Origin of the sequence: Desulfuromonas sp. DDH964 (assembly GCF_001611275.1) — a bacterium.
Taxonomy (GTDB): domain Bacteria; phylum Desulfobacterota; class Desulfuromonadia; order Desulfuromonadales; family DDH964; genus DDH964.
In genome coordinates this window covers 1,561,425-1,580,518 of record NZ_CP015080.1, presented here as the reverse complement: position 1 = coordinate 1,580,518, position 19,094 = coordinate 1,561,425, and the positions used below count along the sequence as shown (strand labels likewise).

The window sequence follows — 19,094 nt, the reverse complement described above, 5'->3', positions numbered from 1 at the left end:
AGAGGCAGTATGTTCCAAGGCGGCCATGAGGTAATCCTATAGGGCCTGAAGACGGGCCAGGGCTGCTTGCAGAAGCGGTTCCGGGTGGGCGATATCCCGAATCTCGCAGTCGCCAAGACCGCGATTGAGAATGAGACGCAGGACGCCGGCCTTGACTTTCTTGTCCCGGGCCATCACTTCCAGAATCTCGCTGAGCCCCAAGGGCGGCAGGGTGATCGGTAATTGAAAAGAAGCCAACAGGCTGCGCAAGGTGGCGAGTTCATCTTCCCGGCACAGCTCCAATTCCGTGGCGGCCGCGGCGGCAACCAGCATGCCGATGGCCACCGCCTCGCCATGGCGAACCACCCCGTAGCCGGAAAGGGTTTCCACAGCGTGTCCAAAAGTATGGCCGAAGTTCAAAATGGCGCGTAAAGAGCTCTCTTTTTCGTCAATTTCTACAACATCAGCCTTGATTTGGCAAGACCTCTTTACCAGGGGGATCATCACTTCAGGGTCCTGCTCCATGATCCTTTTGCGCTCAGCAGAGAGCCACTGCAGATAATCGAGGTCCCGAATAACGCCATATTTTACGACTTCGGCAAGACCGGCGGCAAATTCACGCGGGGGAAGGGTCAGGAGGGTCGCCACATCGATATAGACGAGGCGCGGCTGGTAGAATGCGCCGATAAGATTCTTCCCGAGGGGGTGATTGACCGCCGTCTTGCCTCCCACCGAGCTGTCGACCTGGGCGAGCAGAGTGGTCGGCACCTGGACAAAGGGGACGCCGCGCAGGTAAATGGCGGCGGCAAATCCGGCCAGGTCGCCAACTACGCCGCCGCCGAGGGCCAGTAAACCGCACCCACGATCGAAATTTCCTGAAATCAACTGGCCGACGACCGCTTCCAGGGTATGGAGCGTTTTAAATTCCTCCCCATCCCCGATCAACAACAGCGTGACACTGAATCCCGCGGCCTCCAGGCTGCTTCGGACTGCCGCAAAGTAAAGATCGGCCACCGTGGAATTACTGACGACGGCAATCTTGCTGGGGAAATTGATCCGGCTGAGCTCGGCGCCGAGGCCGGCCATAATGTCGCTGCCGATCACGATCGGATAACTGCGTTCGCCGAGACCGACAATCAGTTGTTCGTTGGCCATGCCCGCCTATTCCTTTGCCAGCGCCTGGATAATTTTGCCGGCGATTTCTTCGGGTGTCAGCAAATCGCCATCGATGATCAAATCGGCCTGCTCATAGAGTGGCGCTCGTTCGGTCCATAGTCGGCGTAATCGCTCACCGCCGTCCCTCTGGTCGGCCAGGGGGCGCTGGGTATCCCCGGATAGCCGTTGACAGATGATCTCCCAGGGGAGTCTCAGGTAGACCACGGGCCCGATACCACGCAGAGTCTCCCAGTTTTCCTGCCGCCCCACCACTCCGCCGCCGGTGGCCAGGACTGTCCCTTCCGTGGAGCGCAACGAGCAGAGAGCGGCCGATTCGTAATCCCGGAAGACCGCCTCCCCCTCCTCGGAAAAAATCTCCGGGATCGATTTTCCGCAGCGCAGGACAATCAGTTGGTCGAGGTCGACCAATCGGTATCCGAGGGCTTCGGCCAGAACAGCTCCGACCGTCGTCTTTCCCGCCCCCATGAAACCAATGAGCACAATATTTCGGAGTGATCGTTGGCGATTCAAAGCCGCAGCAGTGTTCTTTCCAGGGGCCAGGTCAGATGCATCCATACCCACCGACTCCCTAACCGAGACAGAAAGGGACAGGCCTTCGGACCTGTCCCTTTCTGTTCATGAGACTCCGGGATCGATCAGTTGACGATTCGCGGCGTGATGAAAATAAGCAACTCGGCCCGCGTATTCGATCTATTGGACGATTTGAACAGATGTCCGACCAGTGGAAGATGCATCAACAACGGGACCCCGGCATTACTGTTATTGTCGGTTTCGACAAAAATCCCACCGATAACGGTCGTTTCCCCATCCCGGACCAGCAGTTTGGTCTTCGCCTCCCGGGTATCAATAGCCGGGGCATTACCGCCGGTTCCGGTGCTGACCGTGTTGCCAATAGAACTGTTGGTCGCCGAGATGTCAAGAATCATACTGTTGTCCGGGTTGATTACCGGAGTGACCGTCAACTCGAGGTTGGCGTCGACGAATTCGGTCTTGGGTCCGTCAGGACCGGAAGACTGGTAAGGGATCTTGGTCCCCTGACTGATCTTGGCCTGGCCGCCATTGAGGGTTGAAATTCGCGGGGTGGAGATGACTTTCCCCTGACCGGCCGCTTCGAGAGCCGAAATGCGCAGATCGAGGGAGGTGCCGGTCAGGCTGCCGAAGGTAAACCCGGCCCCCATCCCAGCGCCACCGATAACGCTGCCGGCGGCAGGCGGAGAAATCAGGAAGCTGCCGCCCAATCCAAGATTGAACTGGTTGTTCCCCAGTTGCATGTCGCGGTTCTCCCCTTCTGAGGAGAATCCCCACTTGACGCCGAGGTCCCGGCTGAAGGTGGAGCTGGCTTCAACAATTCTCGCCTCGATCATCACCTGCCGCTCCGGGGTGTCGAGCTTGCTGATGAGGTTCCTGATGTCTGCCAGGTTGGATGGAATCGAGGTAACAATCAGCTGTTTGTTGCGGGTATCCTCCGAAACAGAGACTCCCTCGCGGTCTTTGGTCAACACCCCTTTGACATGTTTGGAGACACTCCCAAGGTCCGCATAGTTGACGGTGATGAGCTCGGTCTTGAGATCCTCAAGCTTTTCGCGGGTCCGGGAGGCATTCATGCGCGCCTCTTCCATGGCACGCAACTTTTCCCGCGGCATGATGCGAGCGATATTCCCCTGCTTGACCATGCCGAGGTCCTTGATCTCCATGATCAGGTCGAGGGCCTGATCCCAGGGGACATCGACCAGGCGCAGGGTAATGGTCCCCTTGACATCGTCACTGGCAACAATATTGAGGTTGCTGACTTCGGCAATGAGCTGGAGGATATTGAGAATATCGGCATCATCAAAGACCAGGGTGATCTTCTGCCCCGAATAGGTCGCTTCCGAACCAGTACCGGCCAATTCGACGATCGCCGGGGCAGTTCGAACCGCCTGGTCGGCAACGGCCGGAGTCGACTGGGCAGCCGCAGGGGATGCCTTCACCGGGGCGGATTCCGGCATCGGTGCGGCGACGGCGGCCGGCTCGGCTGCCGGGACCGGAATGGCAACCACCTCCCCTGCCACCGGAGGCTGCTGGGCGAAACCATCGTTGTCCACCGCCAGGACCAGAGAGGTCCCGTTCTCCTTGAGGGAATAACGGGCCGCCCCTTTCAGTTCCACGGCAAAACGTACATCCTGGCTGTCATCGACGAGAACGGTATAGGGCGTTACCCGTTTCACGGCACTGGGGAAGGCCGAAGCATCGAGAGTCCGGCGCAGGGCGCGACTGATATTGGCATGCTTGACGCCGAAACCGACGGTGTTCCCCGATGCCGAGGCCGGGATCACCTTCCCGGGGGCGGACAGAGAAACGGTCAGGTAGGATTGCCCGTCGCGGACGTCAAAATCGACGGCCTCGACGGTGACTTCCTGCTGATTGGCGGCAGGGGCAGGCGATTCCACAATCGCAGCAACCTGGGGAGCATCCTTGACGGCATTCCAGGAAACGATCAGGTCGCTGGCCTCTGGCATGACGCTGTATTGCGGCAAGACGCTGCCTGCAGCGTCGAAAACGAGGCGGGTCTTGTCCGGGTAAGTGCCGACACGTACCTGCTTAAAGCCCTCAGTGACAGGCAGCGTACGCTCCTTGAACTGTGGCTTGACGTCGAAGAGATCGACGACCAGCCGCGGCGGCGAGCCCAGTTTGAAGTACTGGTACTTGCCAACTGTACCGTCGTTGCGAAGCAGAATCTGCCCGTTTTCTACCTTGATCGACTGGAGCCATTGGGCCGCAGCGGGTGCGGCTTTGACAGCAACAGGAGCGGCCTTGGAATCAACCTTGGGCTCATCCGTGGCGGCGGAAGGTGCGGCAACCGCAGTAGCCGCCGAGGTAGGTTCTACGGTCGCGACCGTTGCCTTGCCCGGTTCTGGATCGGCCGGCTTTTCAACCGGCGCTGTGGCCGCGCGACTTGCGGCGGCGGCCAAGGTCCCGCTCGAGGCGGCCGGAGCTTCCGGCATGGCGGTTACGGCAGGCGCCGGGGCGGTCGCTACGGCAGAAGCAGGCTTGTCAAACCGAATCTGGAAGGTGTTCCCCTCCAGGCTGACTTCGTATTTGGCCGCAGTGGTGAGCAACATCTCAACCCGACCGAGTTTTCCCGAGGTCAGGTCGAAGGAGGAGACGCGAACTTCCTGAATGGCGCCATCCTTGACGGGAATCGTTTTGCCGATTTCCGAGACATCCATGCCGGGAAAGTCGACCACCACACGAACCGGGTCAAAGGAATCGTAGACCGTGTAGCGATAGCCGACCGGATCCTTGGTCACAATCTTCACCGCGGTATCCGCCGCCTGATTTGCCACGTCGATACTGGCAATGGCGTTCTCTTTCTTCTGGGCTGCATAGACCTCGGCAACCGACAAGGTCAGGCATACCGCCACCATTGGCAGCAGGAGCAGAACGAGCGACCTCACGACCACACCGACCTTCTTGAAGTATGGGCAACACATATTAATTCACTCCTCCCCGCTTCGGAAGCTGCAGCTCCTGGATACTGGTTCTGACCTCACCGGAAAAATCAATGTATTTTTCACGTACCTTTATTGTGTCTGCATCAATCCCGATCACCACGCCATCATTCTTGCCGACCTTGACACCCTTTTTAAGAATGAATGACCGGCTTCCGGGGCCGACAACCATCGCCGCCGGCTCCCCACGCCCCACGATGATGCCGACCACCCGCAACTGACCGAGGTCGACTTTTTGCAGCGGGGTAAGCAGATCCCCATCCTGGCCCGCGGGAGAGGTGAGATCCTTCAGGGGGTTGACAAAAGGATCCCGGCGCCCCATCGGATTATAGACATACTTGGCAACTTCCGGGGCCTCCTCGACCTGGGCAGCGGCATCGACAGGAGCCGCCTTGGCGGGTTGAGCTTTTTTGGCCTGTGGTGGCGATGACGGGGCGGGGGCCTCCTCGCTGCACCCCCAACTCAGCAGACAGGCGATCAAGATCAAGCCAACGCGTCTTAGATTGGTGAAGGGCATTTACTTATTCCCTCCCTTTTTCGCAGGTGCGGCAGGGGCAGAGCCTTCGAGGAAGCGGAAGGTCACCGCCAGACAGTCGACGGAAAGTTCCGCTCCGGCTGACGCCCCCCCCCTGCCGAGGGTCATGGCGACCTTGCCGATATTGACGATTCGCGGAAGATCCCCGACATCGTAGAAAAATTTGGCAATCTGGTGAAAAGTGCCAACCAGCTTGAGATCGACCGGGACTTCGGCGTAAAAGCCCTGGGGGCGCTCCCCCCCCGGCTTGAACCGCAGTACATTGAGACCATTTTCCTTCGCCAGGGTCGCGATGGTCGTCAGCAGGCTGGGGATCTCCTTTTCATTCGGCAATTCAGTCAGGGCTTGGTCAAGCTGCAGCTTCATCTTTTCATATTCGGCCTTGAACCGGGGCAGGTTGGCGGCAATCCTCCGATCTTCCTGGAGCTTGGCCAGCACCTTTTCGCTCTCCTGCTGCAGACTGGAGTATTCCTCATCCTTGGGCAGGTAAAGGAGAAAAACGAAAGCAGCGACCACCAGGAGCATAACAGCCAAAATCATCAGGGCCCGCTGGTAGGCAGGACGCCGCAAAAACCATTCAACTCTTGGATTCATACCGGCACCGTCCTCCGCTTATTTCGCTGGCCCGGCCGGGGGTACTTCAACCCGGCAGGTCAGGGAAAATTTCTGGCTCTTGATAACACCGCGGGACTCCTGCTCGATCACCTGCAGTTCAACCCCCTGGTAGTACGGGGAGGTCTCAAGGTTCCTGAGAAATTCGGCGACCACCTCTTCATTCAAGCCACCACCGTTAATGAAGATAACCCCATCCGCTTCCTTGAAGGAATCGATCCAGACCTTGTCGGGGATGGCCGTGCTCAACTCTTCCAGGAGATGAACCGGGCCTTTCTTCCCTTGCTTGATCTTGTCGAGGACATCCAGCTTGCCCCGCAGCTCCTGCTGCATCTTCTTGAACTGGGCAACCTCGCCGATGGTCTTCTTGAGGCGGTCGCTCTCCTGCTGGTTGGCCCTGATCTCATCCCGGACCGCCTCGATGCGCATCAACTGATTGGCATAGATACCACCGCAGGCCGCAACAACGAGAATCAGCGAAAGGATGAGTACCGCTATCTGGCCCCGGAGCTTTTCCTTCTTCTGGGCGGCCCGAACGGGCAATAGATTGATTCGGATCATTTGTCGCCCAACCTCCTCATGGCAAGACCCACCGCTACGGTCATCAACGGCCCAACGGCATGCACGTACTCAGGGTCGAAGCTCTTCTCGTCGATAGCAATCCCCCGGAACGGATCGAGAACCTCCACCGGCATATCAAGCCGCCGCAGCAAGGACTCCTTGACCGCCGGGTGACGCGAACACCCCCCGCAGATAAAGAGCTTCTGAACTTTTTCATCGGCCGAGGTCGCCGCAAAAAAGTCGAGGGACCGCTGGACTTCCTGGGCGAGGTTTTCGGAGGCATCATGCAGGACCTCTTCGACATCGGCGGCATCGACATCGTTGAGAGCGCCGCCGAGTTTGGCGGTCTCCGCATCCTCTCCGCTCACCCCCAAGCGCTTCTGCAATTCCTCGTTGAACATGTTTCCACCCACCTGGATATCGCGGGTGAATACCGAAACGCCATCCTTGAGGATATTGACGTTCATGGCACTGGCGCCAATATTGACGAGGGCCAGTACCGGTGCCGTCTCTTCCGGGTAATTGGCCTCGAAAGCATTTTCCATGGCGAAGCAATCGACATCCATCACCTTGGGATCGAAGCCACACTCTTTGAAGACCGCCAGGTAGTCGTTGACGAAATCTTTTTTGGCCGCGACCAGCACGACATTCATCTGCGCCGGATCCTTGGCGTCGGGACCGAGAATCTGGAAATCGAGGTTGACCTCGGAGATATCGAAGGGGATGTATTGCTCCGCCTCCCACTGGATGGAAGCTTCCATCTCCTCCTCGGTCATGATCGGCAACTGAATCTTGCGGATGATAACCGAGTGACCGGAAACGGAGGTGGCGACATTTTTTGTCTTAACCTTGTGGCTTTCCACCAGGTTGCGCAAAATATCGACCACGGAACTGGAATCCATGATCGCATTGTCGACGATTGCTTCCGCCGGCAACGGGGCGATGCCAAGATTCTGCAGGGCATACCCCCCCTTCATTTCCCGCAACTGTACCAGCTTGACCGAACTCGAGCCGATATCAATCCCGATGATCTCTTTTTTGCCTCGAGAAAGCATTGCTTCACCCTGTTGAGGTTAGAGTAAGGCCCGCATAACAGCAGCACTATAAAGCAAAATATGTTCCACTAATTATCCTGCTCCGGGAATACCTTCCCCCGGTCAGCGACATCAAGACCGAGAGCCAAGATTATTTTCCGCATCGTGACCATGCGACAAGCAGCACCACGCTCGATACGATCCACGGTCAGAGGAGAAACCCCGGCTTTTCTGGCCAACTCTGCCTTGCTCATCAGCAGGGCTTCACGAATTTCCTTTACGTGGTTTTTTCCCATCGGCAGCGTCCCGTGAAAATTAGGCTAGTTTCCGTCCGGAAAACGGTTATTTTCCGCCGTGGTGGCGTCAATCTTCGGCCTTGCTTGTGCGACGTACCGGTGTACGCCTCCGCGCAATCCCTCGATTTCCTTGCCACAACGAAAAACTCCTCGTTTCCGATTCGGAAAACACGCCGTGCCCATCTGGGGTTTCCCAATGGACACTAGGCTAGAAAATTGTGGGAATTATAGGTCAATGATAGTAATTGTCAAGTAATTATAGTTTTGTGATGCATACATATCATTGATTTGAATAGCCAACACCCGGCCCGTCATACCACATAGTGAGGCAGGTTCAACCATCGCCCCCAGCATCTTGTAAATGCAGTTCGCACAACCCCAGGATCGAAATTCTTCAAAAAAGCGCCAGGTACCAGCGGACAATCATGGGGCCCCAGAAGAGATAGGTGAGGGATCCTGCAGCGAGAAACGGACCAAAGGGAATGGCGAGCTGGCCGTCGGACCTCTTTATCCACATCAGCGGCACGCCAACCAGGGTACCGAGGACAGAGGAGAAAAAGATGATGGGGAGAATGGCTTTCCACCCAAGAAAAGCACCGATGAGCGCCAGCAGCTTTATGTCTCCCCCCCCCATCCCCTCCTTGCCGGTCAACAAAGCATAGCCGGCCGCCACCAGATAGAGGCTCCCCCCGCCCGCGAGAATACCCAGCAGCGAATCCCCCCAGGTCACCCACGGCAGGAAAAAAGACGCGAAAAAGCCAACGAGAATCCCGGGAAGGCTGATGACGTCGGGAATAATCTGATGATCGATGTCGATAAAGGTAATCGTGACCAGAATGGCCACGAGGATCATCAAAGCGACGACGAAGGGCTGGGGGCCGAAACGAAAGACAAGACAGGAGAAAAGCCCTCCAGTCAGCCACTCCACCAAGGGGTAACGCCAGGAAATTTTTGCGTTGCACATTGCACAGTGCCCGCGGAGGACCAAATAGCTGAGAATGGGGAGATTTTGATACCATTTGATGGAATTGCCACAGGAACCGCAGCGGGACCGGGGCCGAACGATCGATTCGCCAGCCGGGATGCGGTAGATGCAGACATTTAGAAAGGAGCCGATGACGGCGCCGACGACGAAAGCGGCACCCAGGAAAATCGAGAAGTTCATAGGATTGATGTCCAGGAATGTAGAGAATTTTGTAGAAAATAGCAGAAACTCAGAGTTCGAAGAAGACTGAGGTGATGTTTTAGGAACTACCACCAGAAGGGAAAATCTACAGGTCAAAAAACTATTTAGCTTGTTTACCTCATTACAGATCAGTAGTGTCCGGTTAGCAAATTGCATTCACCCAAAGTTGCAGATAATTGTAAATATTTTCACAAGTTAGCGTATTTTTTGCTTGACAAATCGTCGTGAAGTCGGCGCGGTGATTTTCGTAAATACCTATTTTATATGAGGATTTACGAAAATGTCATTACTTGTTCGCTGCCACCGTACCCGGCTTAGCAGGCGCTCCATTGTCCGACTTTTTACCCCGTTCAAGGGCGCTCTCGAACATGCCCCGGTTCTTGAGGCCCGAGGCAACAGGCCACTGCAGATGACGTTTGAAGATCAGTTGAAAATCCTGACCTACTATCACCTCGAAGAGCATTCTTCGGGGCGTCATCTGCTTCAGGTTCTGACGCAGGAAGATTTTGCCGCGACTCATATTGCACCGCCCGGCGGTATCCGGAAAAGCGCCTTCTTTGAGGCGATCAATACCCGAGGGCTGGAGCAGATGATTCATGTTTACGAAGACCTGCAGAAACAGGTCTCACAAAAGATTCCTGTCGCCAAAGACATCTCCGATCTCGGCGATCTGATCGCCGTCGATGGTTCGCTGATTGACGCTACGCTGTCCATGCTCTGGGCGGACTATCGAGACGGAGCCAAAAAGGCCAAGGTTCACCTGGGGTTCGATATCGGTCGTGGTGTCCCCCAGAAAGTCACATTAACCGACGGCAAGGGCGACGAGCGTCCTCAGGCGGAACGGCTCGTGGCTCCCGGTCAGACAGGTGTCTATGACCGCTATTACCAGTGTTACAAAAACTTTGACGACTGGCAGGATCAGGGACGCCACTTTGTCTGCCGCATCAAAGCCAGTTCTCGTAAGACGGAGTTGAGCGCCAATCCTGTTGTCCCCGGCAGTCATGTTTTCTATGACGCCAGGGTGTTGCTCGGCACCAAAGATGTCAACCAGACCGAACGAGAAGTGCGTGTGGTCGGCTACAAGGTTGACCAAAAATCCTATTGGGTCGCCACCGACCGCTTCGATCTGACCGCCGAGCAGATTGCCTTGATCTACAAGCTACGCTGGACGATCGAGTCCTTCTTCGCCTGGTGGAAGCGCCACCTCAAGGTGTATCACCTGATTGCCCGCAGTCCCTACGGCCTGCTGGTGCAGATCCTCGCAGGGTTGATTACTTATTTGCTGCTGGCCATCTACTGCCACGAAGAGCATGGCGAACGTGTCAGCATCAACAGGGTGCGTGAGCTTCGCAACAATATTCGCAACGAGGCCGCCGAGGATGCGGCCGCAGGCTTAGGGCCTCCCGATATCATTGACTTGGACTTCGGAGCCTATGCAACTTCTTAACCGGACACTACTGATTACAGATACATTTATCTATCTTTGCTTTTCAGGCGTAGAAGCGAATTTACTGGTACTGAAAATACGGCCAGTTGGTAAAATAACCCACTTTCCACCATAGGGGTCTTCGGGCAAGGAATCAATGTAGCCCCTTTCTACCAATTCGTTGACCGCCGCCGGGGATCTTCCGGTTTCTTCTTTAAAGCGGTTAACCAAAAGCTCCAATTTCTCGGCTCGCTCAAGAGCGAGCAGGCGCTTTTCCAATGGTGCACGGAACCGTGGATCTTCGGTCTCCGCTATCATTCCTTTCAAAAACAGAATTCCCGTTTTGGTCTTTCCGCCGTAATAAGCCAAGCGGGAACCGAGTGTTTTAAGATAAGGGGGACCGCCAGGGAGCCTGGCTGCGGCCATGACGTACTCGGCTCCCTTCTCATAATCCTTCAAAAAATAAAAATAATTGAAGCCGATAAAATAAGGGATGCGCCAATCCCAGCTCCGATATTTCATTCCTTTCTTTAACAGCTTGTTGGCCTCTTGGATTTTACCTTCCCAAGCCATATTCCCCTCGGCCAACAGGTATGGATCAAAAAAATAGGGGTCGAGGTCAGTGATGACGTCAAGGCTGGTGGCAAAATAATCCCAATCAGCTCCACTGAGCGGTTTCTGCGTCATCAGCCGTTCGCCATAAAAGGCGGCGGTTTTAAGAAAAAGATAATCCGAGAGCAATCCCCGATACCCGAGGGATAATATCCGACTAAATTTTGAGGGAAGGACATACTCTGCAGAGGATTCACTCCTTACGTCGTTTCGGCATCGCCACATTTCCATATTGAAAAAAAAATACATAGCGACAGCGATAACCAGACCAGCAAGTAAGCTCCAACTCCGTCGCATTAATTAAACTCCCGCCGCCGGAAAATGGCAGAAGCGAAGAGAAGCAGGACGACGATGTAAATCGTCCCATAACCGAAGGAAACGCCGAGCCGTTCCCAGCCGAGGGAAAGACCGTGGGCGGCCTCAGTCTTGAAATCGAAGGTCGCGAGGTTGGGGACAAGATAGGATACCACCTCAATAAAATTACTAAGGGGTACGGAAAAAGCCATTTCTTTGGCCGCAAATGCTGAGCGAAGATAAAAAACGACCTCCTCTATGGTGGCACCGACAATGAAAACACAAAGAGAGAAGATAAGAGTGATGAAGGAGTTGGTGGTGATGGAACTGAAAAATACGACGACGGCTCCAAGAACGGCAATTTTCAAAAAGACAAAGAATGCGGCAATGAAAAAAATAGTCCAGGAGAATTGGAGGAAATAGTCGGCATACAAAACCTTGAGCAACCACACGGTAAAACAGGAGAAGGCCATGAGTACGGCCATGGACACCAGGATGAAAAGTAGAAGACCTAAATACTTTCCCCAGATATATTCTACTCGCGAGATGGGCTTGGAGAGGACCAGGTGGATTGTCTTGCGGTCGATGTCCTTGGCCATGAGGTTGACACCGATGAAAAAGACGAGTAGCAGACCAGCCAGCGACAGAGCGCTCAGGTTCATATCGACCGTAACCTTGTCGATATCCCGCATGAAGAAACCGGCAACAGCGATGTTGAGTCCGAAGAAGAAGAGGGAGAATATTACAATGCCAAAAACGGAACGGTTGCGGATACCCTCGCGGAAAGTGATTAAAGCCAGAGCAAATAATCTTGTTATCATTTGGCCTCCACTTCCTGCATAAAGATTTCCTCGAGGGAAAAGCGACCGCTTCTGCTCCCAAGAACCTCCACTCCCATGGCGCTCAACTGTGAGGAGACCACCGGCAGCGCAGCAACCGGGAACGAAATAATGTACTGACCCTGCTCCTTGAATACCCCGCCGATCAGCGTATCGAGAGCATTCCGCTGATCCTCTGTGAGGGGCGCCACGACAAGGTGCAACGAGGGACCAACGTTGTCAGCAAAAGCTTCCCGCCCGAGAACACGGACCAGTCGCCCACCCACCATCACCCCAATGCGGTCACACAGGCGCTCTACGTCCGTAAGAATATGTGAACAGAAGAATATGGTTTTCCCCTGGTCCTTCAATTCACCAATTAGCTCAAAAACCATGCGGCGACCGACAGGATCGAGACCAGACATAGGCTCGTCCAAAATCAGCACGGAGGGATCGTGCATCAGAGCAAAACAGATTCCGGCACGCTGCAGCATTCCCTTGGAAAAGGTGCGCATCGGCCGTCTTCGGGACTCGAGCATATCCAGTCTTTCCATCAACTCCTGTCCCCGTCTTTCCGCCACTCCCCTGTCCATCTCTGAGGCACGACCGCTGAAGGCGAGGAGTTCTTCCAGGTTCAAGTGATCGTACAGATAAGGATTTTCAGGCAGGTATCCGAATTCTTTGCGGTAGCAAGATTTTCTCAAGAGACGTGAACGGAACCGGATGATCCCGAAGGTGGGACGACTCAACCCGAGAAGGAGCCGGATACTGGTACTCTTTCCCGCTCCATTGGGACCTACCAGCCCGAACACTTCCCCAGTGCGAACCTCAATAGACAAGTCCTGAACAGCATGGACCTTTTTCCTAAATAGTCCGGGATCGTAAATTTTGGTGACTTTTTCGAGGGAGATCTCAATCATAGATCGGCATACCCAGCAGTGAAGGGTTATAGGGTTTGTGTCGTGGGAAAAACTCCTCCAGGGGACGACCTGTTTCCCGTGCGGCCTGGCGCATGTTGAGATAATGATCGAATTGCCAGAACAGATCCGATGACGGCATAAGGTGAATCGCCTTCCGAACGGCCATTTTGGCCTCACCTTCTCGTCCAAGGGTGTAATATAGCAGGCCCAAATTAAACCAGTTGGCCCGCGAACCCTTCACATGGCACAAACGCTCGTAGTAGGGAACAATTCGTCGGGCCAGATTATGTTGGCCAGGGGAAAGGGCCGTATGCAGATAACGCGGCAAAGCCGATACAAGCGCGCGATTGGCACTGTAGGGGTTTTCGGCCAGGATGGTAAAATTGGAAAAGCTGGATTCTAGCCGGCCGGGAATCCTCATTTCATGTTTAAGTGCTCCCAAGGCCAGTTCCTGCTGAAATAAAAGGCCCGTCAATGCCAATCCGCAGAGCACGAGGATCACCTGAATTCCCCTGCAAAGGGCGGAAAACCTCAGGACTTTGAGAGGATATTGGGCAAGGAGAATCCCCAAACAAGCGAAAAAAAGGGTCAGAAGAGCGGGATGACGGAACGGCCAGCTGAACATCGACTGGAAGATAAAGGGGAGTAAAAGAAGGTGGCTATAAAGGAAAAAGGGACCAAACGGCTCCCGGTTTCGCAGAAAGCAGCGCCAAATGGCAAAGATAAGTAGGCCAATGAGTATTAGTGCAAAAAGGAAAGCGCCGATTCCCCCCTCGGAAAGGATCTGCAACAACTCGTTATGGGCCCAGGAAGTACTCCCCATCGCTTCGTAGTTAACGAACCCCAGCAGATCGTGCGCCCTTGGTCCATAAGCGTCCTGAAAATACTGAAACCCGTCCAGTCCAACCCCCAGCCAGGGATGCGACTTGAAAATCAAAAATGCGCTGGTCCAGAATACGAACCGTGCGTCAGTACTGATCCCCGTATCCATCAGTTCGCTCCCCAGTGCCAAGTGAGGGGCCAGTACTGCGGTTAGGCCCTTGGCCAAGAGCATGGCGCCCAGCAATACAAGTAGCAAACGGGAAAACTCCATCCGCCCGGGGCGATTATCTGAAAGGTATTTCCCTCTGGCAACCAGCCAAGCCAGCACACCGAGGATTAGGGACAGGGAGAGCAACCCTCCTCTGGAGCCAGTCAGAAAAAATACCAAACCAACAACAAAGAATGGGAAGTGTCGAAAATAGACAAATATCCCCTGGGGATACATCGCCGAGGCATGAAGATGGCGATAAAAATAGGCAAGCAGAACGACAGTCAGAAAGACGGCAAACAGATTGGGCTGCCCGTAGGGACCACCGATGCGCAGGCTTTGATTCGGTGGCAGGAGATAGGGAATCACCATGGAGGAGGACGGGCCCAGGACCAAAAACCGGGAAAAGTCATATAGGCCGAGCAAAGCCGCAAACAGACCAAAAATCAGCAACCCAACAATAAAAATTCCCTTAAATTCGTTATGATCAGAACTCCACTGGGCGACCATCATAGAAAAAATGAGTAAAATTGCGAGGATGCCGTTCTGAATCAGGGCCCAGTGGGGTTGAAAAGCCTGAGTCGCGGAAACTTGCAGAACCAGCCAGAAAAGGGCAAACAGCCCCATGACCGGTGAAAGCCGCAAAGAAGACCCGGACCATAAAAAAATCAGGGCACAGAGAAGGGTGACCACTACCAACGGGAAAAGCTTCCCGGCCTTATCCATGTCTCCGAGTCCCGGCAGGATAGTAAATTGCAGAAGGAGGATAAAGACGGTGAGAAGCTTCGATCCCCCGCACGCGCCCCCAAAAAACCGACAGGACCGCATCACTAGATCGGCAAGGCATCCATCCCGGACATTTCCCTTGACATCTCGGTCTGATTCTTCAAACCTCTTTGCGTTTCTTGTTCCGTTCGATTTTTCATCTTCGCTAAGCGGCACTATCAACTTGGCCATACACTACTGTCATTCCTATCATTCCGAACAGCTTGACGACTACTCCCTTCAGCGACATTATGCAAAAAGCCCCTCACATGAGGGGCTTTTTGCATAATGTAAAAATGAAAAATCAATATTTCCAACCGTTATTTGACCAATCGTCGGCAGAGTTAACGGACACGGGAATATTCATAAGGTCAGTCGTAAGAGCAGTTCCAGTTTTAAAGCCTTTTTGCCAGATATTATTCAGATTTTGCGCTGTCCCATAAACAGTATTGCCACCAGGATGAGCGGTTGCAATGGCAAACCATTGTGCTGTAGCTTGGGTCGTTCCTGGATTAATATAGCGGGCCGTCACTTTGGGCGAGAGGCCGATAATCAATGGATCAGGCGTGCCACCGGAGGTGGAAAGGCTAACCTCGCCACTTTGTAGAGTACCAGTATGTGCCGCAAAAACGCTGTTCGCAGAAACCAATAACATCAAGACAGCAAGAATTCCACCGAGTGTTTTCATCATATTTCTCCTATTCTGAAGAGGTAACCAAAACAAATTCCGATTGAGATAATTTAATAAGGATAGTAGTAGTTATCCGTGTAAAAACTTTCTAACGAAGTCCGCATTGTTTTCAGGTCGCTCTGAGCCGCTGAGTTGAAAGCTTTCTGGCGGTAGGAAGCGAACTGGGGAATGGCGATGGCCGCCAGGATACCGATGATCGCGACGACGATCAACAGCTCGATCAGGGTAAAACCCTTCTCAGATTTTCTGAACATTTTCAGCATGGTTTTGTTCTCCTTTCCTGGGTGGACAGATTAATGCCGGCAAACCGGCAACCTTGACATCGTGGACGGGACAACCCGATCGGAAGCAACCCAATCGGACCGTTCGTCCATCCAAACTTTCCTTGCTTACCTAGCAATCATTGTGCCAATAGTTTATTTTTGTGAACTTTCCCTGCAACCCTTTAAAAATGCGGGGGTCCTGCGGGATGATCTGGTATTAACCGGGGCAGGAAAGTGGCTCGCAGCCGCCAAAATGCGGCAGTACCCAATGACAAACTTTGTCACTCCAGTCCTTGCCACCCCAGAAGTCTACTCGTCTTCGTCGTCCGTCGCAAGTTCGAACTTGGCGAGGCGATAACGGATAGAACGAAAGGTGATACCAAGCAGGGTCGCCGCCTGTTTGCGGACACCGCCGCTCCGCTCCAGGGCCTTGAGCAACAGGCCCTTTTCGATCTCGCCGAGGTAAGCGTCGAGATCGAGCCCCTCCGCCGGAAACTGATCAATGGCAGACATCCCCCCTGAAACACACCCCAAAAGTTGGGGCGGCAGCGATTCTTCCCGCAGTTCATCCCCCTGGTCGAGCACCATGCAACGCTCCACCACGTTCTCCAGTTCCCGGATATTGCCCGGCCAGGGATAGTCGAGGAGCCGGCGCATCGCCCCCTCGGTGACCCGCAGGGTTTCTCTGCCGGTCAGTTGGCGATAGAAATGTTCTAGCAGCAGAGGGATATCCCCCCGCCGCTCGCGTAGTGGTGGCAGATGCAGGGGGATGACATTGATCCGGTAAAAGAGATCCTCGCGAAAGGCGCCCCGGGCGACCTCACTGGCAAGGTCCTTGTTGGAGGCAGCGACCAGGCGAACGTCGACCGGAATATTCCGGGTCCCGCCGACCCGCCGCAGTTCCCGCTCCTGGAGCACCCGCAGCAGCTTGACCTGCATCATCTGGGGCAATTCGCCGATTTCGTCGAGGAAGAGGGTCCCGCCATCGGCGACCTCGAAGAGGCCCAGTTTTTGCTGGGTGGCGCCGGTAAAAGCACCCTTTTCATGGCCGAAAAGCTCACTTTCGAGGAGGTTTTCCGGAATGGCGCCGCAGTTGATGGGGACGAAAGGACGCTCGCGCCGTTCGCTTTGATGATGAATCGCCCGCGCCACCAGCTCTTTTCCGGTTCCGCTCTCCCCGGAGATCAAAACGTTGGCGCGGCTGGCGGCGACCTTTTCGATCAGGTCGTAAATGAGCTGCATTTCGCGGCTCTTGCCGATCAGCCCGGCAAAGGAATAGCGCTGGCCTAGCTCCTTTTTGAGCTGCTGGTTCTCCTGCCGCAGACTGCGCCGCTCCAGAGCGTTTTTGATGATGAGGCGGATTTCCTCGTTTTTGAAGGGCTTGGTGATGTAATCGTAAGCCCCCTGCTTCATCGCCTCGACCGCTTCGTCGGTCGAGGAAAAGGCGGTGATCATGATCACCACCGTCTCCGGCCATTTCTCCTTGATCCGGGCGAGCAGTTCAATCCCTCCCAAGCGCGGCATATTGATGTCGCTGATGACCAGGTCGCAGGGGGTGTGCTGCAGATAGGCGAGGGCCTGGACGCCGTCCGCCGCCGTATCGACACGATACCCCTCCCGGCCCAGCATGATGCCGAGAAATTCGCGCATGCTGGTTTCATCATCAACGATAAGGACCCGGGGTGCGGAGGATTTACTCTTCATGATCGACCTGCCCTTGCAATCGCAGCGGCTCGCTGCCGTTCGGATGCTGATCCGGTCCCAGGGGAAAGTGCAGGACAAAACAGGCCCCGCCCAGACTTCCGGCTTCCAGGTGGATCGTGCCACCATTGACCTCGACGAGGGAAAAAACCGTGGCTAGGCCAAGGCCAGTCCCCTGAGCCTTGGTGGTAAAAAAGGGCTCGAAGATGCGTCCCCATTCCCTGGCCGGTATGCCTGGCCCGGAATCTTCGATCGCCAGGCGCAGGCCAGCTTGTTCGACGGTCATCGTCACCCGCAGGCGGCCCCCCTCCGGCATCGCCTCGACGGCGTTGATCAACAGATCCCAGAAGATTTGCCACAGCATGGTCCGGTCGAGTTCGACCAAAACCCTGGCCTGGTAATGCCGCTCAACGCTGATTGCGCTAGAGCGGACATCGCCCATTACCATGTCAATAATTTCGTCGAGCAGCAGGGCCGGATCGAAGTGTTCCGGCGCCGGCTTGCGCGGCCGTGCATAGACCAGAAAATCAGTCAGCAGCGCGCTCAAACGATCCGCCTCGCGGACGACGATCCCCATCAGCCGGCGGTCGTCCTCCGGGAGATCCGTCCCCTCCAGCATAAGTTGCACGGAACCGCTGATGGAGGCGAGGGGGTTGCGGATCTCATGGGCCATGCCGGCCGCCAGCCGCCCCACCGCAGCGAGGCGGTCGGCCCGCTTCAGCCGCTCTTCCATTTCGAGAACCTGGGTGAGGTCCTGGAAAACGACGAGTAGCCCACCCTCCCCTTCACGGCCGTTCTCAACCCGCGACGAGGCAAACCCGAATATTTTCCGTTGCCCATCGCGGCTGCTGAAGGAGGTCTGGCCGCGGCTGATCTCCTGCAGCCCAGACTCGCCAATGACCGCCATTTCCGGAATCAGCTGGCGAATATCCAGGTTGTAGACCTCGTGCAGAGTATAGCCGGTCATCCGTTCGGCCGCCTGGTTGAAAAGGCGAATGCGACCGGATCGGTTAACGACCATCAGGCCAGTGTGGATGGTGGCCTGAATAGAGCGATTCAGATTCTCCAGCTCCTCGTAGTCGATCTCTTTCTGCTCCAGGGCCTGCTGACTGCGCTGCAGCCGTTCGGAAAGCGCGCCGGCGAGAAGGGCGGTGAGCAAAAACCCGGTAACATTGATAAATACCGCATAGAAGACGTCCCGGCCATCGGTACGGTGGGCAAAATCGAGCCCGGGCAACCCATGCAACAGACCGAAATACTGCAAGTCGAGCAGGCTGCCGTAGAGGATGGCCGAAGCACAGGCGACGAAAACCACATCCCGCCGCGGGAGAAGCAGACTGACGGTAACGATGATCAGCAGGTAAAGAAACGAGAAGAGGCTATCGATCCCGCCGCTCAGATAGATCAGCGCGGTAGCCAGCAACAGGTCCCAGGAGGCCATGAACTGGGTGACGGCGCGCCCCGGAAGACGTAACAACAGGAAGCCGCTGACCACTGCATGCAGGTAGGAGATGCCGACCAGCAGGTAGAGATAGGTGATGACAACCGGGGGTTGCCCGAGGGAACTGCGGAACTGATAGACAATCGTCCCCCCGAGGAAGAGGGAGATCACCAGGATCCGCGAGACCAGAAACAGAATCAGCCGCTGGTGTTCGGCCCGTTCGCCATGGCCTCCCGCGCCACGATAGCCGGCCATGAATAGGG

General features: G+C 55.3%; 17 protein-coding genes and 1 pseudogene. 1 reads left to right on the top strand and 17 read right to left on the bottom strand.

The window, feature by feature from the left end:
* Positions 1-36: 36 nt before the first annotated feature.
* From aroB to DBW_RS07100, 9 genes are all read right to left on the bottom strand, one after another.
* A complete protein-coding gene (gene aroB, locus DBW_RS07140) occupies positions 37-1,134 on the bottom strand; it encodes a 3-dehydroquinate synthase (RefSeq protein ID WP_066726314.1) in 1,098 nt (365 codons plus the stop codon).
* Positions 1,135-1,140: 6 nt separating this feature from the next.
* Positions 1,141-1,635, bottom strand: coding sequence for a shikimate kinase (locus DBW_RS07135; protein WP_197463749.1), 495 nt, complete (start codon positions 1,633-1,635; stop codon positions 1,141-1,143).
* A 155-nt stretch (positions 1,636-1,790) separates the two neighbouring features.
* Entirely contained in the window at positions 1,791-4,592 is a 2,802-nt protein-coding gene (pilQ, locus tag DBW_RS07130; protein ID WP_197463748.1) for a type IV pilus secretin family protein, read from the bottom strand.
* Between the two features lie 37 nt (positions 4,593-4,629).
* Positions 4,630-5,133, bottom strand: a complete 504-nt coding sequence (locus DBW_RS07125; RefSeq protein WP_197463747.1) for a pilus assembly protein PilP — start codon at positions 5,131-5,133, stop codon at positions 4,630-4,632.
* Between the two features lie 30 nt (positions 5,134-5,163).
* Positions 5,164-5,775: a type 4a pilus biogenesis protein PilO gene (locus tag DBW_RS07120; RefSeq protein ID WP_082820229.1), complete on the bottom strand. Its 612-nt coding sequence runs from the start codon at positions 5,773-5,775 to the stop codon at positions 5,164-5,166.
* A gap of 18 nt (positions 5,776-5,793) precedes the next feature.
* Complete coding sequence (locus DBW_RS07115; RefSeq protein ID WP_066726300.1) at positions 5,794-6,354, bottom strand: PilN domain-containing protein; 561 nt, start codon at positions 6,352-6,354, stop codon at positions 5,794-5,796.
* Positions 6,351-7,409, bottom strand: coding sequence for a type IV pilus biogenesis protein PilM (gene pilM / locus DBW_RS07110; RefSeq protein ID WP_066726297.1), 1,059 nt, complete (start codon positions 7,407-7,409; stop codon positions 6,351-6,353). Before pilM ends, DBW_RS07115 begins: the two co-directional genes overlap by 4 nt.
* A 68-nt stretch (positions 7,410-7,477) precedes the next feature.
* Entirely contained in the window at positions 7,478-7,684 is a 207-nt protein-coding gene (locus DBW_RS07105) for a helix-turn-helix transcriptional regulator (protein WP_066726293.1), read from the bottom strand.
* Positions 7,685-8,078: 394 nt separating this feature from the next.
* Positions 8,079-8,849 (bottom strand): prepilin peptidase, encoded by a 771-nt coding sequence (locus tag DBW_RS07100; protein ID WP_082820228.1) that lies wholly within the window; start codon positions 8,847-8,849, stop codon positions 8,079-8,081.
* 301 nt (positions 8,850-9,150) lie between these two features.
* On the opposite strand from DBW_RS07100, the pseudogene DBW_RS07095 reads away from it, so the two are divergent.
* Positions 9,151-10,251: pseudogene (locus tag DBW_RS07095) on the top strand (IS4 family transposase); the annotation flags it as partial.
* A gap of 96 nt (positions 10,252-10,347) precedes the next feature.
* On the opposite strand, the gene DBW_RS07090 reads toward DBW_RS07095, so the two are convergent.
* The 8 genes from DBW_RS07090 to DBW_RS07060 form a co-directional block, all read right to left on the bottom strand.
* Positions 10,348-11,205, bottom strand: a complete 858-nt coding sequence (locus DBW_RS07090) for a hypothetical protein (RefSeq protein WP_066726290.1) — start codon at positions 11,203-11,205, stop codon at positions 10,348-10,350.
* Positions 11,205-12,023: an ABC transporter permease gene (locus DBW_RS07085; protein ID WP_066726287.1), complete on the bottom strand. Its 819-nt coding sequence runs from the start codon at positions 12,021-12,023 to the stop codon at positions 11,205-11,207. Before DBW_RS07085 ends, DBW_RS07090 begins: the two co-directional genes overlap by 1 nt.
* The gene (locus DBW_RS07080) at positions 12,020-12,940 is read right to left on the bottom strand and encodes an ABC transporter ATP-binding protein (protein WP_066726284.1); all 921 of its coding nucleotides are present in this window, start codon (positions 12,938-12,940) and stop codon (positions 12,020-12,022) included. Before DBW_RS07080 ends, DBW_RS07085 begins: the two co-directional genes overlap by 4 nt.
* Positions 12,933-14,927 (bottom strand): O-antigen ligase family protein, encoded by a 1,995-nt coding sequence (locus DBW_RS07075; protein ID WP_082820227.1) that lies wholly within the window; start codon positions 14,925-14,927, stop codon positions 12,933-12,935. The genes DBW_RS07080 and DBW_RS07075 overlap by 8 nt, the downstream gene beginning before the upstream one ends.
* Before the next feature lie 112 nt (positions 14,928-15,039).
* A complete protein-coding gene (locus DBW_RS18455; RefSeq protein WP_197463746.1) occupies positions 15,040-15,423 on the bottom strand; it encodes a hypothetical protein in 384 nt (127 codons plus the stop codon).
* 53 nt (positions 15,424-15,476) lie between these two features.
* On the bottom strand, positions 15,477-15,689 hold the full coding sequence (locus tag DBW_RS19100) for a type IV pilin protein (RefSeq protein ID WP_066726278.1): 213 nt from the start codon (positions 15,687-15,689) through the stop codon (positions 15,477-15,479).
* 309 nt (positions 15,690-15,998) lie between these two features.
* Entirely contained in the window at positions 15,999-17,393 is a 1,395-nt protein-coding gene (locus tag DBW_RS07065; RefSeq protein ID WP_066726275.1) for a sigma-54-dependent transcriptional regulator, read from the bottom strand.
* Positions 17,383-19,086, bottom strand: coding sequence for a two-component system sensor histidine kinase NtrB (locus DBW_RS07060; RefSeq protein ID WP_066726271.1), 1,704 nt, complete (start codon positions 19,084-19,086; stop codon positions 17,383-17,385). Before DBW_RS07060 ends, DBW_RS07065 begins: the two co-directional genes overlap by 11 nt.
* Between the last annotated feature and the right edge of the window lie 8 nt (positions 19,087-19,094).

What these genes read in the sequence shown, in the direction of transcription:
- pilM (WP_066726297.1), bottom strand. Translation starts at nt 7,409, where the DNA reads ATGCTTTCTCGAGGCAAAAAAGAGATCATCGGGATTGATATCGGCTCG.
- DBW_RS18455 (WP_197463746.1), bottom strand. Translation starts at nt 15,423, where the DNA reads ATGAAAACACTCGGTGGAATTCTTGCTGTCTTGATGTTATTGGTTTCT.
- DBW_RS07065 (WP_066726275.1), bottom strand. Translation starts at nt 17,393, where the DNA reads ATGAAGAGTAAATCCTCCGCACCCCGGGTCCTTATCGTTGATGATGAA.
- DBW_RS07080 (WP_066726284.1), bottom strand. Translation starts at nt 12,940, where the DNA reads ATGATTGAGATCTCCCTCGAAAAAGTCACCAAAATTTACGATCCCGGA.
- DBW_RS19100 (WP_066726278.1), bottom strand. Translation starts at nt 15,689, where the DNA reads ATGCTGAAAATGTTCAGAAAATCTGAGAAGGGTTTTACCCTGATCGAG.
- aroB (WP_066726314.1), bottom strand. Translation starts at nt 1,134, where the DNA reads ATGGCCAACGAACAACTGATTGTCGGTCTCGGCGAACGCAGTTATCCG.
- DBW_RS07085 (WP_066726287.1), bottom strand. Translation starts at nt 12,023, where the DNA reads ATGATAACAAGATTATTTGCTCTGGCTTTAATCACTTTCCGCGAGGGT.
- DBW_RS07105 (WP_066726293.1), bottom strand. Translation starts at nt 7,684, where the DNA reads ATGGGAAAAAACCACGTAAAGGAAATTCGTGAAGCCCTGCTGATGAGC.
- DBW_RS07060 (WP_066726271.1), bottom strand. Translation starts at nt 19,086, where the DNA reads ATGGCCGGCTATCGTGGCGCGGGAGGCCATGGCGAACGGGCCGAACAC.
- DBW_RS07075 (WP_082820227.1), bottom strand. Translation starts at nt 14,927, where the DNA reads ATGGCCAAGTTGATAGTGCCGCTTAGCGAAGATGAAAAATCGAACGGA.
- DBW_RS07100 (WP_082820228.1), bottom strand. Translation starts at nt 8,849, where the DNA reads ATGAACTTCTCGATTTTCCTGGGTGCCGCTTTCGTCGTCGGCGCCGTC.
- DBW_RS07090 (WP_066726290.1), bottom strand. Translation starts at nt 11,205, where the DNA reads ATGCGACGGAGTTGGAGCTTACTTGCTGGTCTGGTTATCGCTGTCGCT.
- DBW_RS07120 (WP_082820229.1), bottom strand. Translation starts at nt 5,775, where the DNA reads ATGAATCCAAGAGTTGAATGGTTTTTGCGGCGTCCTGCCTACCAGCGG.
- DBW_RS07115 (WP_066726300.1), bottom strand. Translation starts at nt 6,354, where the DNA reads ATGATCCGAATCAATCTATTGCCCGTTCGGGCCGCCCAGAAGAAGGAA.